Annotated in this window: 11 protein-coding genes; 4 read left to right on the forward strand and 7 right to left on the reverse strand. The window is 39.9% G+C overall.

Features of this window, described 5'->3' with window-relative positions:
- Positions 1-85 precede the first annotated feature (85 nt).
- The gene (locus tag AAEY98_RS20105) at positions 86-628 is read left to right on the forward strand and encodes a hemerythrin domain-containing protein (protein WP_101086370.1); all 543 of its coding nucleotides are present in this window, start codon (positions 86-88) and stop codon (positions 626-628) included.
- Positions 629-760: 132 nt separating this feature from the next.
- Here AAEY98_RS20105 and AAEY98_RS20110 read toward each other — a convergent pair whose 3' ends face one another.
- The 5 genes from AAEY98_RS20110 to AAEY98_RS20130 form a co-directional block, all read right to left on the reverse strand.
- Positions 761-946, reverse strand: a complete 186-nt coding sequence (locus AAEY98_RS20110; RefSeq protein WP_101086371.1) for a DUF3545 family protein — start codon at positions 944-946, stop codon at positions 761-763.
- Between the two features lie 179 nt (positions 947-1,125).
- Entirely contained in the window at positions 1,126-2,763 is a 1,638-nt protein-coding gene (gene pgi / locus AAEY98_RS20115) for a glucose-6-phosphate isomerase (RefSeq protein WP_192114411.1), read from the reverse strand.
- Between the two features lie 15 nt (positions 2,764-2,778).
- Positions 2,779-3,732 (reverse strand): transaldolase, encoded by a 954-nt coding sequence (tal, locus tag AAEY98_RS20120; RefSeq protein ID WP_101086373.1) that lies wholly within the window; start codon positions 3,730-3,732, stop codon positions 2,779-2,781.
- A 296-nt stretch (positions 3,733-4,028) separates the two neighbouring features.
- Positions 4,029-5,147 (reverse strand): OmpA family protein, encoded by a 1,119-nt coding sequence (locus AAEY98_RS20125; RefSeq protein ID WP_351019139.1) that lies wholly within the window; start codon positions 5,145-5,147, stop codon positions 4,029-4,031.
- Positions 5,148-5,542: 395 nt separating this feature from the next.
- Entirely contained in the window at positions 5,543-7,909 is a 2,367-nt protein-coding gene (locus AAEY98_RS20130) for a phosphoketolase family protein (RefSeq protein WP_351019142.1), read from the reverse strand.
- Between the two features lie 522 nt (positions 7,910-8,431).
- On the opposite strand from AAEY98_RS20130, the gene AAEY98_RS20135 reads away from it, so the two are divergent.
- Complete coding sequence (locus AAEY98_RS20135; protein ID WP_101087192.1) at positions 8,432-9,868, forward strand: alanine/glycine:cation symporter family protein; 1,437 nt, start codon at positions 8,432-8,434, stop codon at positions 9,866-9,868.
- Between the two features lie 101 nt (positions 9,869-9,969).
- On the forward strand, positions 9,970-10,746 hold the full coding sequence (yaaA, locus tag AAEY98_RS20140) for a peroxide stress protein YaaA (protein ID WP_162023674.1): 777 nt from the start codon (positions 9,970-9,972) through the stop codon (positions 10,744-10,746).
- A gap of 92 nt (positions 10,747-10,838) precedes the next feature.
- Here the strand turns inward: yaaA and AAEY98_RS20145 are convergent, their stop codons facing one another.
- Positions 10,839-12,284, reverse strand: coding sequence for a M20/M25/M40 family metallo-hydrolase (locus AAEY98_RS20145; protein ID WP_350998891.1), 1,446 nt, complete (start codon positions 12,282-12,284; stop codon positions 10,839-10,841).
- Positions 12,285-12,416: 132 nt separating this feature from the next.
- On the opposite strand from AAEY98_RS20145, the gene AAEY98_RS20150 reads away from it, so the two are divergent.
- Positions 12,417-12,713, forward strand: coding sequence for an ArsR/SmtB family transcription factor (locus tag AAEY98_RS20150; RefSeq protein WP_011638342.1), 297 nt, complete (start codon positions 12,417-12,419; stop codon positions 12,711-12,713).
- A 526-nt stretch (positions 12,714-13,239) separates the two neighbouring features.
- On the opposite strand, the gene rpsT is transcribed toward AAEY98_RS20150, so the two are convergent.
- Positions 13,240-13,506: a 30S ribosomal protein S20 gene (gene rpsT / locus AAEY98_RS20155; RefSeq protein ID WP_059744082.1), complete on the reverse strand. Its 267-nt coding sequence runs from the start codon at positions 13,504-13,506 to the stop codon at positions 13,240-13,242.
- Positions 13,507-13,541: the final 35 nt, after the last annotated feature.

Consider the following 13,541-nt stretch of genomic DNA (forward strand, 5'->3'; position numbering starts at 1 on the left):
TTATCACAGTGTAGATTAGTAAAAGATGCATTATTGGCTATTATTTATACATTGGTGTTTTGTAGATAGATGACGGGAGAAGGTTATGTTGCAACGTTTAATGCGCGATCATAAGCATATTGCCATTTTGTTGAATATCCTTTCGAATAAATTGACTCGATTGGCTGAAGGTAACGGAGTTAATTTTAATCTGGTTAGGGATATCGTTGAGTATATGCAAGGCTATGCTGAGCATAGTCATCACCCGTTGGAAGATATTATTTTCGATTATTACAGTAATAAAACGGGTTTAGCGAATTGTGGCCAACTTTATAATGAACATCATCGTTTGGCTGAGGCATCGGGTGCTTTAGTTTATAGCTTGAATATGATTCTTTCGGATGTGGTTATCTCGCGCGACAAGTTGATTAACGATCTGCAAGAATATATTGACCTACAACAATTGCATATGCAGTATGAAGAACGGGAAGTATTTCCTAATTTTGTTAAGGCATTAGACAATAACGATTGGCAAAAAATCAACGTGTTATGTCAAAATCGCTTAATTGAAGATCCGTTATTTAATGATAATGATAAAACGATTTTTGAAGATTTACGGACCTATATTGAACATTCAGATAATAAATGATGTGATTATTCTGGGCTAGAGGGTTGTGATGTACATTCATAGCCAACCTATAAATTTTGGCAAACAAAAAGAGCGCTCTATGCGCTCTTTTAATCGATTTTATCGTTAAGTGTTAAATGTGGTGGGATTCAATTAAAGCACTAATGTATTAACATCAAAATCGAATGAATCATCAATATCTTGCAATTCCTTGAGTAAACGCTGTTTATCCTTAATGGTTTCAATTTCACGCCATTTGCGTTTTTTTGACGAGCTTTTTGAGCGGGTTGGTCTTTCAACAACTTCGTCTAGCGCACCACCATAGTCTAATCGATCCATGGTAACCTCCCTTGTTATTATGATGTCTCTGCACAAATAAGTACCATATTTCAGCTATAGGGTGCAATAGTTGTGTTGCATTTACGTTACTAATAAATCACAGTTTAGTGAATTTGATATCAAAAACGCATAAAAAAACCTCAGCAAGCTGAGGTTTTTATTTAAGGCTAGTATTTGTTCTATAGCTTACCTTTGCGATACAGGTTCACTAATGCATTGCTCGATGCATCTAAATCGGTAGCATCTTGGTCGGCACCAATTCGTTCAAGCACATCATTGCCTAATTGCTTACCTAGCTCTACACCCCATTGATCAAATGAGTTTATCTGCCATATAGCACCCTGAACAAAGGTTCTGTGCTCATATAGCGCGATTAACGCACCTAATGTTGTTGGCGTGAGCTTATCCATCAATAAGGTATTACTTGGCTTGTTACCAACCATTACCTTATGTTTGGCTATAAGCGGTTTTTGTTGCTCATCAAGCTGGCTATTGCTTAGTTCAGCCAGTGCTTCATCGTAGGTACGACCTTGCATTAAGGCTTGGGTTTGCCCAAAGCAGTTTGATGCAAGTTGGTCATGATGTTCACCCAACGGATTGTGGCTTTGCAACGGCATAATAAAGTCGGCAGGAATAAGTGCTGTGCCTTGATGTAGCAACTGATGATAGGCATGTTGACCGTTAGTACCTTCACCGCCCCAAATGACGGGACCGGTGCTGTAATCGACGTCAGTGCCATCGAGTGTCACTGATTTACCATTACTTTCCATGTCGAGTTGTTGAAAATAAGCCGGAAGACCACGTAAGTAATGATCGTAGGTTAAAATGACATGTGATTGAGCACCATGAAAATTACCATACAATACAGACAACATAGCCATGATGACGGGCATATTTTGTTCGATAGGCGTGTTAGTAAAATGCTCATCCATTTGATGCGCGCCATCTAACAAGTCTTTAAAGTTATCCATACCAATAAGTAGCGCGATTGGTAAACCAATGGCTGACCATAATGAGTAGCGTCCGCCAACCCAATCCCACATTGGGAATATGTTGTTAGCGTCCATACCAAACTCAGTTGCCTTAGCCACATTTGATGTTACAGCAACAAAGTGTTTCGCCACATCTTGTTGACTTGCACCTTGGCCTAAAAACCAATCTTTAGCACTAAGGGTATTGGTAAGAGTCTCTTGAGTACTGAATGATTTTGACGACATCACAAACAATGTGGTCTCAGCATTGAGATTTTTTAATTTTTCACAGATTGAAGTTGCATCAACGTTGGCGACAAAATGGCAATTAAGCCCTGCTTGCCAATATGGTCTAAGCGCTTGTGAAACAATTTTAGGTCCAAGAAAAGAACCTCCAATGCCGATACTGACGATATCTGTAATCGCTTTACCGGTATAACCTTTCCACTCACCTGATTGCACCGTGCCAACAAACTTAGCCATTTTGGCTAATGTTTGTTGCACTTCGGGAACGATATTCGCTCCTTCAGCAATAACCGTTTGAGTTGCTTTACTGCGTAATGCAGTGTGCAATACTGAGCGCTGTTCGGTGTTGTTAATTACATCACCATTGAACATTGCAGTAATTTTTTCACTCAGTTTTGCTTCTTTAGCGAGAGAGAATAGCAGCTTAAGTGTTTCATCGTTCACACGGTTTTTAGAGTAATCTAAAAACAGACCACAAGCCGCAACGCTCATTTGCTCAAAACGTTGTGGGTTTTGGGCAAATAATTCGCGCATGTGAGGTAGTTGACTTGAATGGGTTTGTAGCGCCTTCCAAGTCGTGCTTTGAGTCAGTGTAGTCACGAGTAAAGCCTCCAACTAGCTTAAGTTTGTTTTTAGCATAACTTCTAGTTTGCCTTGATCGATGGCAAAATTACGAATGCCTTCTGCCAACTTATCTACTGCCATTGGGTCTTCGTTAAATGCCCAGCGGAATTGTTCTTCAGTGAGTGCTGTTGGAGCCGACTGTGTTGCTGGTGTCGCAACCAATTTCTGGATGATTTCTACATCAGTATTGGCTAATTCTTCTAGTAATGCAGGGCCAATCGTTAGACGGTCGCAACCTGATAATTCAATAATTTCACCAATATTTCTGAAACTCGCACCCATTACAACAGTGTTATAACCATGTTGCTTATAGTAGTTGTAAATCTCAGTAACAGAGACCACACCAGGATCGGTTTCTGCAGTGTAATCTTGGCCTGTGTCTTTTTTATACCAATCTAGGATGCGACCAACAAAAGGCGAAATAAGGTATACGCCAGCTTCTGCACAAGCTCTTGCTTGAGCAAAGCTAAATAGCAATGTTAGGTTACAGTTGATGCCTTCTTGTTCAAGTACTTTTGCTGCGCAAATACCTTCCCAAGTCGAAGCTAGTTTGATCAAAATTCGTGATTTATCAATTCCGGCTTCTTTATATAATTTGATTAGCTTGTGCGCTTTGTCGATTGAGCGTTGCTTGTCAAATGATAAGCGAGCATCGACTTCTGTTGAGATACGACCTGGTACTAGCTTTAAAATTTCTACGCCAATATTGACTGCAAGTTTGTCGCCTGCATCTTCAATCTGTTGTTCAATACTTTGGCTTTGAGTTTTAGCCCATTCAATAGCATTCTCGATAAGAAAAGCATATTCAGGGATCTGAGAAGCTTTTAAAATGAGTGATGGATTGGTTGTTGCATCTTCAGGCTGGTAACGCTTAATAGCTTCTATGTCGCCGGTATCAGCAACGATGGTCGTGAATGATTTGAGTTGCGCGAGTGCATTGGCCATGGAAATTTCCTCTCGTTAAGCAATGAATATAGATCAATGCCTTTATTAGAAGCGATTTTAGGAATTATTCCAACTTTATTTGTAAAAAAATTACGAAATTATCCGCTATTTTCGCTTATTTAAAGCCATTATTGTTGCTAAATAGACAGAATTGGTCAGTTTATACGGTACATACTTCCAATTCTATTACCGCTACGTCAGTGGCAGCCACTGGTGTACTAGTTTTTACGTTGTTCTTAAAATAAAAAAGTCGCTGCAAGCAGCGACTTCTAAAGTATAGCGTATCTATATTACAATTAACGTAATACTACGCGCTTTTCAGTACCCGTCACGATAGCTTCGATACGACGGTTAACACGGTTAGCTTCAGCTGAGCTACCTTGCATAACTGGTTTAGTGACACCGTAACCAACAGAATTAATACGGCTCATGCTAATGCCATACTTTTTGTTTAGTGCACTTGCAACAGAAACCGCACGACGCTCAGAAAGCTTCATGTTGTATTCTGCTTTACCTACGTTAGACGCATGGCCTTGAACAGATACAGTGTGTTGTGGGTATTTAGTTAAGTGGTCAGCAAGTTTTTCTAAATCAGCAAACGAACCAGCACGGATTTCAGCTGAATCATTAGCAAATAAAATACCACCTAAATCATACTTAGTTGTAACGTTTTCATAAACACTACAACCAGTCGCATCAACTTTGTGAGTTGATGGTGTGTCTGGACATTTGTCGATGTTGTTTGTTACGCCATCTTTATCATCATCACCAAGTGGAACAACAACTGGTGCAACAACAACTGGTGCAGCAACTGGAGCTGGAGTACTAGTACCAAAACGGTAGCTTAGCTCAAGACCCCAATAGTTACTTTCCATCGAAAGTGTATTCCACTTTTCTTCGTCAAGATTTTCATAACGACGGTATTTAGCTTGTAACTTTAAATTGTCAGTAAAGTTATAACCAATACCAGCACCTAAATATGGTGCAATACCGCTATCACTGTAATATTCAGTGTTGTATTCTTTTTTGTTCGAGATTAGGTAGTTAAGCGCACCAGCTTCAGCTGATAAGCTCCACTTGTCTGCTAGTGGGTAAAAACCAACAAAACCTAATGACATTCCACGAGCACCAACATCATTGCGCTTGTTAGAATAATCAGTCCATTCTGCACGGCCAAGGTCACGATAACCTAGCTCAATACCGACGTATTCGTTAAATAAATAACCACCAAATACATCCCAAGCATATGGGTCATCTTCACCACATACTTTCATGGTTTTTTGGTCGCAGCTAGGTTCATAGTTGTTGACGCCTAAACCACCACCAACATACCAAGGTGTTAATTCTTGTGCAGCTGATGCAGCGAAAGGCAACATAGAGGTGAGTAATACTACTTTTAATGTGTTCTTCATCATATTTACATCCATTGTTATTTTACTCCACCAAATATGCATGTAACGGAGTTGTTATTGTCATGCATTACTGACGCTTAATGTGGTGTTTCTTTGTGTTTTAGTCAGCGGCGCAATTATGGTTGGTAATTAGATGTTTTTCCATAGTAAAAAGGATTAATTTTTGGTAATGCTAGATTAGATAACACTCAGGCTGAATTTTTTTTTAATTAAAATAACTAATTAAAACATAAGCTAAGCATGTATGTTTTAATTCATAAATGATTAAAGATGAATTGTGAATATCATCTCTTTTTTTAATAAGTTAGTTTGATTTTTATGAAATGGTCACTTTTGGGGATTATAAAAACAAAAATACGCCCTGAAGGCGTATTTTTTATTGTTAAAAGTGGCTTAACTTAACGTGTCCACACCCAGTTTTCGATCTCTTCAGGGTCAACACCGTTCGCTTTGATGTAGTTTTTGTGGTCTACCAAGCGTTGTAACATATCGGTCGTGATGGTCACATGTTGTGATTCATCAATTACGCCTTGCTGGAACAACTTATATGCCATATCGATAACTAAATGATAGCGAGAAGTACCATTACGCACACCCATATCAAATGGTGTAGTCGTTGAACCTTCTTCTTCATAACCTTTAATACGGAAGCGACGGTTACCTTTATAATCAAATACAAGCTTTTTGATGGTGTTTGGGTAGCCATGGTAGTTGAATACCACACCTTTATCTTCAGTGAAGACTTCATCCATCATCCAAGGCTTGCTTTGAAACTTAAGACTACCTAAACCGCTGCTGTGAAGTTCTGAGACACTTACAAAGCGGATGCGCACTCTTGGTAAAATCTCACGAATTAATACCAGTGAGGCCATACATTCTTGCGTCGCGTAGTCACCACAACCTGCAAGTACTACATCTGGTTTGTCATCAGAGGCGAAATCCCACACCATGATACCGTCTTTAGCTTGCTTACGGGCTTCATCAAGTGATAACCACTGTGGTAATGACTTTTTACCCGCAACAATAATGTTCAGTTTATCGCGATCAGCGTAAGCACGTTCAGTGTAAACCAAGGTACTGTTAGCATCTGCAGGTAAATAAGCAGAAATAATGTTCGGATGTTTCTCTAACATAGCGCCTAGGAAAGACGGATTCTGGTGAGAATAACCGTTGTGATCTTGACGTTCTAATAGTGAAGACAATACGACGTTACATGCAGGGATAGGCTTACGGAAATGGATACCTTGGCTTGCATGAACATATTTACAATATTGATCCGCCATTGATGACACTACCTGAGAGAAAGATTCGTAGGTAGGGAACATACCGTGACGACCTGTTACTGTGTAACCGTGTAACATACCGAAAAGTAAATTTTCAGATAGGAGCTCAATCACGCGGCCATCGCGAGACATATCTTGATCCCAGCTTTCGATTGGCCACTGCCATGCGCGGTCGGTTTCTTCAAACACAGCTTGTAGTTGGTTTGAGTATGTTTCATCAGGGCTGAAGATACGTAAGTTACGTTGATCGCGGTTTAGTTTGAAAGCATCACGCATCCACTCACCCATTTTCAACATTGAGAAACCACGTTGACCACGAGCTGTTTCTGAACCGTAACCCAATTTGTTTAAATCTGGATTTGCTAAAGCACGTACAACTTCACCGCCGTAACTCAGACGTTGACGACCACAACATAACTCTTTTGGCGGCATCAAAGACATAATGTCTTTATCAAATATCAATTCACCGCTTTCAGTGGTTTGCACTAATTCGTCAAACTTATAGCTAGCCAACCACTTATCAAGTGCTTCAAGATGGCCTTTATCTTTGGCGCAGTTGCTCACTATTACTTGATGAGATTCACAGTTACCAGCAAGTTTCTTACCATCGTATTCAGAAGTACCAGTCCAACCTTTTGCGGTTCTCATTAAAATAACTGGCCAGCGTGGTTTAACGACATCTTCACCTGAACGTGCGCGACGTTGGATGTCATTGATCATGTCATATGACAAGTCCATTGCTGCGGTCATTTGTTCAAAAATATCGGTTTCCATTGCATCATCAACGATGATTGGGTGATAACCAAGACCACGGAATTCTAAATCTAGCTCTTCATGGCTCATTCGGCCCATACGAGTAGGGCCTGAAATTTTGTAACCGTTAATATGTACGATTGGTAGCACTGCACCGTTGTTATCTGGTGAGACTAAACGGTTGGCATACCAAGATGCAGCTAATGGACCTGTTTCTGCTTCACCGTCACCAATTAAACAGGCGGCAATAAGATTTGGGTTATCTAATACAGAGCCCCAAGCAACTGAAAGTGAATAACCAAGCTCACCACCTTCTAATATTTGGCCTGGTGCTTCAGGATTCGCATGTGATGGATAACCGTAAGCTGCTGAGAATTTTTTACAGATATCTTCGATACCCGTTTCTGTATAAGGTATGGTCTCTGGGTAGAAATGGCTTAATGAACCTTCTACAAATAAGTTAGCTTGTACTGCTGGGAAACCGTGGCCAGGGCCAACAAGGTAAATGAATTCACGATTATGCTTAACAATAAGACGGTTAACGTTAGCGTAGACAAAGTTGATACCAGGACACGTTCCCCAGTGACCAAGTAAACGAGGCTTGATATCAGTATGTTGTAAAGGACGCTTAAAAAGTACGTTTTGCTTCAGATAAATTTGCGATGTCGCCAAGAAGTTAGTCGCTCGTACGTATTTTTTTAGTGCAGTTATTTCATTTGAGTTAGTCATTGTGACCTCGATTAAAAGTGAAAATAATTATTTAACTTTCTTTGAGAACACTGTATCTGTAATTTTATTACAATAATGTGGCCTTTATCTAATTTTTGACGAGTCACTTTTAGTTCAGATCGCATTTTTGGTTGATATGTCGATAATTACTTGAAATTTAATAACGATTTGCCAGTGCTTTAAGCATAGAGCATTAATAATAGAAGTGATAAAGTGTGATGGATGTCACTTGTTGCTTTTTGTTTTATTTGTGTTGCTTCAACGTGTCATTTACTTAGGCAATGTATCAGGTAGGTAACGTTGTTTTAGCATTCACAGCCCTTGGTGATCTATACCTATTAATCCACCATCATTAGCTTTTATAATGGCGCCTTTATTTGGCACTTTTATTTGTTTTACCGTTTGACACATAGCAGCTCGCATATGAAGTGCCAGGTCTGTCCATTATGTGCTTTAACATTCAGCGCAATAGCCTGATACAAAAAAATAACCTTATAACGGGGAAGATTAGACAATATGGCAATGTTAGAAACGATTATTAATTTTATGAATAGCCTACTTTGGGGCAAGCTATTAGTTTATGGACTGGTAGGCGCTGGATTATTTTTCACCATTCGTCTCGGTTTTATTCAAGCCACTCATTTTGTTCATGGCATTAAAGTATTGGCTATTAGCCGTCGTCCAGGTAAGCATGGTTTATCATCATTTCAGGTTTTTTGTACCAGTATGGCAGCACGTGTAGGTGCTGGTAACATGGCCGGTGTGGCTGTTGCAATTGGTACTGCAGGACCAGGTGCCGTGTTCTGGATGTGGGCTATTGCGGTACTTGGTATGGCAACCGCAATGATTGAGTCGACCCTTGCCCAAGTTTATAAAGTGAAAGATGGTGATGGTCAGTACCGTGGCGGGCCTGCTTATTATATGGAGAAAGGTCTTGGTCAACGCTGGATGGGTGTGCTGTTCTCGATATTTTTAATTATAGCCTTTGGTTTAGTGTTTAATGCAGTCCAGGCTAACACCATAACTGGTGCTATGACTCAGGTGTTTGGTTTTGAGCCTGTCTATATTGGAATTGGTATTGTTATTTGCAGTGCCTTTGTGATTGTTGGAGGCCTTAAGAAGGTTGCTAAAGCATCTGAGTTAATTGTGCCTGTGATGGCTATTGCTTATATTGCCATTGCTTTTGTCGTTGTGGGTATGAACATTGAAAAATTACCCGACATATTCATGTTGGTTATCAATAGTGCATTTGGTTGGCAAGAAGCTGCTGCTGGTGGTGTTGCATTTAGTGTTTCGCAAGCAATGCAAGCTGGTATTGCCCGAGGATTGTTTTCAAACGAAGCGGGTATGGGGAGTGCCGCAAATGTTGCTGCAAGTGCATCTCCAAATCCTAACCATCCAGCATCGCAAGGTTTTGTGCAAATGATGGGCGTGTTTGTTGATACTATTGTTATTTGTACCGCAACCGCAGCGATTATTTTATTATCTGGAGATGCAGCTTCTAGCTCGGATGGTATTGCCAAAACCATTAGTGCATTAACCAGTCATGTGGGTGATTGGGGTGGAGCATTTATTGCTTTTGCCATTTTACTCTTCTGCTTTACGTCTATTATTGCCAACTATTCTTATGCAGAAACCAATGTAATGTTCTTGTCTGGCAATAGTAAAAAAGCCTTACCTTTATTTCGTTTAGTGGTTTTAGGTATGGTTATGTTTGGTTCTCTCGCTAAAATTAGTTTGGTTTGGGATTTAGCGGATGTGTCGATGGGGCTAATGGCCATTGTTAACTTAGTGGCATTAGTCTTGTTGTCTGGTTTGGCGGTTAGAGTGATCAATGACTACCGTGAACAGATAGACGCTGGTATTGATCCTGTATTTGATACTAGTAAGTTTCCGGAGCTAGCCGATCAATTAGAAGAAAAAATTTGGCCTAACTCAGCAGAGCCTGTAAAAAAATAGCATTTACCTATTAGGGTAATCGAAAAAACCATGCTACAGCAGCATGGTTTTTTTTTATCAGTTCAGTATGATGACATTATGATTTTACCTGGAGCGTACTTATGCTGGTTTTAGTTTCACCCGCGAAAACATTAGATTTCGAAAATCCACCTATAACTAACACCCATTCTCTGCCGTGTTTACTTAAACAAAGCCAAGCATTGATTGATGTATGCCGTGAATTAACACCAATGGATATTGCCAGTTTAATGAAAGTAAGCGATAAAATTGCCGGGCTTAATGCTGCTCGTTTTGCTGACTGGCAGCCACCGTTTAGCCTTGATAATGCTAAACAAGCTATATTCGCATTTCGAGGTGATGTCTACACCGGTTTTGATGCCGATCATTTATCTGAGTCACAAATAGCTTCTAGTCAAAAGCATCTGCGTATTTTGTCTGGTTTGTATGGTTTACTTAAACCGTTGGATTTAATTCAACCGTACCGGTTAGAAATGGGTACCAAACTAGCAAACTCACAGGGCAGCAATTTATATGCTTTTTGGGGCGAGACTATCACTGCTGAAGTGAATAAGGCCTTGAAAGAGCAGGGTGACGATATCATTGTCAATTTAGCGTCGAATGAATACTTCAAATCGGTCAACGTTAAGCAGCTTGAAGGACAGTTGATTACACCAGTATTTAAAGACTGTAAAAAAGGTCAATTTAAAGTGATTAGCTTTTATGCTAAAAAAGCGCGCGGATTGATGGCTCGTTACATTGTGGATACTAAACCTACTAGTGTTGAACAATTAACCGAGTTTGATCTTGAAGGTTATTATTATAATGAAGTGCAATCGACCCCTACAGCGCCAGTGTTTTTACGAGATGAACAAAAATAACGCTCTCTAAAATAATAAAACCAGCTTAATAAAAAGCCCTTGAATAAGGGCTTTTTAATGTCTGAGTGTTAAGCTCGATTGAGATAAACCGATTAGTGTTGTTCTTTTTGCTGAGTAACAGGCCTTAAATCGATTTCTGATTGCGCCATCATATAAGCAAATTGTGCATAAGCAGCGGCACTTTGCGCTAGTTTCTTGGGATCAATTTTATCCAAGGTGTCGTTAGGAGTGTGGTGATAATCAAAATAATCTGAACCATCTTGATTTAACGACGCAACAGGAACGCCTAATGCTGGTAGAATTGAAACATCTGGGCCACCAGACGCTTCATTATTGCCTAGCTCAACGCCGTTTAAGGTCATAGCTGAATGTTCTTGTTTGACCTGTTCAAATGTCGCGGCATTAACGTTAAAATCAATTTTATATACTGGTCCTGCACCAAAATCAGATTCTGCGGCAATATAGTGTTTATCTAATTCATCAGCATGTTGTGCCGCATAGGCTTTACCGCCAACTAAACCGACTTCTTCTGCAGCGTATAATACTACTCGAATAGTGCGTGCTGGCTTTTGTGGTAAGTCTTGGATAAGTTTAGCAGCGGTGGTGACAATCGCCACACCAGCGCCATCATCAATCGCACCTGTACCTTCATCCCACGAATCAAGATGAGCACCAATAAGGACTATTTCGTCAGGCTTACTGCTACCTGTGACTTCTGCAATGACATTATAAGATGTGGCTATCCCTAGATTTTCTGAGGTCAAATTTAATGATAGTGTGATGTTAGGATTGCGCTTTAACATCGCATTAATTAAATCGGCATCTGGATTCGACATTGCTGCCGCAGGAATTTTAGGCGTTCCTTCTTCATATCGCATCATACCAGTATGGGCCATTCTGTCATGATCCGTCCCAATAGAGCGGATAACGATGGCAACCGCTCCTTTTTGTGCAGCAACTATAGCTCCTTGAGAGCGACCACCTACAGCTTCGCCATAACCTTTACCTGTAATATGGCGTTCAGTTTTGTGGTCGATGAATACAATTTTGCCTTCGATGCGTCCAGGTGATGCATTAGATAACTCTTCTAAGCTGTCAAAGCGTACAATTAATGCTTGAATACCGTTAACCGGTGTTGCCACGCTTCCACCTAAGGCGGTAACGACTAATGGCTGATCATAAGGCGCCACGATACTTGCGTGGGCGCTACCTCTTGACCATGCAGGAACTTGAACAGACTCCTTGTACACTTTATCAAATCCGAGCAGCCACAATTTTTCCATTGCCCAATCAACCGCAACTATATCTTTATCCGTGCCAGCTAATCTTGGTCCAACTTCAACGGTGAGTGATTCGACTATGTCATAACTTAAGCGAGACGATAAAGCTTGTTTAGCTAATTGTTGACTGATTTTTGCATCATCAGAATCATTAATCACTAATTGTGGTGCAGTGGCTTTAGTTGGTGACGTTGTTTGACAGCCAATAAGTGCTGCAAAAATGGCACCGACGAGAGTGGCTCTTTGATAGTTTTTCATGAGTTTCCTTTGATTATTTTAGCTAAGTCTCATTTTTTACAACAATCTACCAAAAAGTGTGCTTTATGTCCCGACTCTATTTGTAAGGGAACGCTATATTAGAGCGGGGTTAGATGAGGAGAAGAGCGCGTGATGAATATAGAAAAAATGCAGCAGCAAGCAGATCATGCGGTCGTATTGCTAAAAGCATTAGCAAATGAACGTAGATTGTTTATTTTGTGTCATCTTCTTAATGAAGGTGAAATGTGTGTTGGTGAAATGAATAAGAAGTTGGGGTTGAGTCAATCGGCATTATCTCAACATTTGGCATGGCTTCGTAAAGACAATTTAGTCTGTACTAGAAAAGAAGCACAAACCGTTTTTTATTCATTAAAAAGTAATGAGGTAAAAGAGTTAATTCAAGTATTAAATAATATGTATTGTTATTAAATTGACTCCACAAACGTCTTAACTGATGCATCTCATTGATGATGTCTTAAGTTAAGACGTTTAGTTCTGTAAATTTATACACGCAATATGCCGCTTACTGGCCGCAATTAAGACACTTCACACCACAAACCTGCAATGTATCAATATTTTCAAAACCACCAACAATCAACTTTCAACTTTTAACTTTCAACTTTCATAAAATTGATCGTTCTCCCGTTGAAATGAGTGAAAGCTTCCATACTGTCTTTCTACAGGCTTAGTTAGTCGCCAATATTAATAGTATTAAATTAAACGTTAAAACAGTTCTCAAGCGCAACTTGCCTTTAATCAGACTATTTTTTAGGGTCAGATCATTAATAATTTTGACATTATTATATTGATACTAATCTGTTGAGTTGAGTTGAGTTGAGTTGAGTTGAGCTGAGATTGAGATAGGGGAAGTTGCAGATGAAAAAGATAGATAGGTAAAATTTAGTGATAAAAAAACCGGCCTAAGCCGGTTTTTTGAATCTTAATCTACAAAAACTTAAGCTGCGATAGCTTTGATTTTTGCATTTAAGCGAGCCTTCTGACGACCGGCTTTATTCTTATGAATAAGACCTTTAGTCGCCATACGGTCAACAATTGGTTGTGCAATAGCGAACGCTTCTGTAGCCGCTTTATGGTCACCACTTTTGATAGCAGCGATGACTTTTTTAACGTATGTACGTAACATAGAGCGACGACTAGCATTATGCTGACGACGCTTTTCAGACTGAAGCGCGCGCTTCTTTGCAGACTTGCTATTAGCCAAGGTGCAACTCCTAAAAACTGGATTTGATACTTTTA

Source organism: Shewanella sp. AC91-MNA-CIBAN-0169 (assembly GCF_040310165.1).
GTDB lineage: Bacteria > Pseudomonadota > Gammaproteobacteria > Enterobacterales > Shewanellaceae > Shewanella.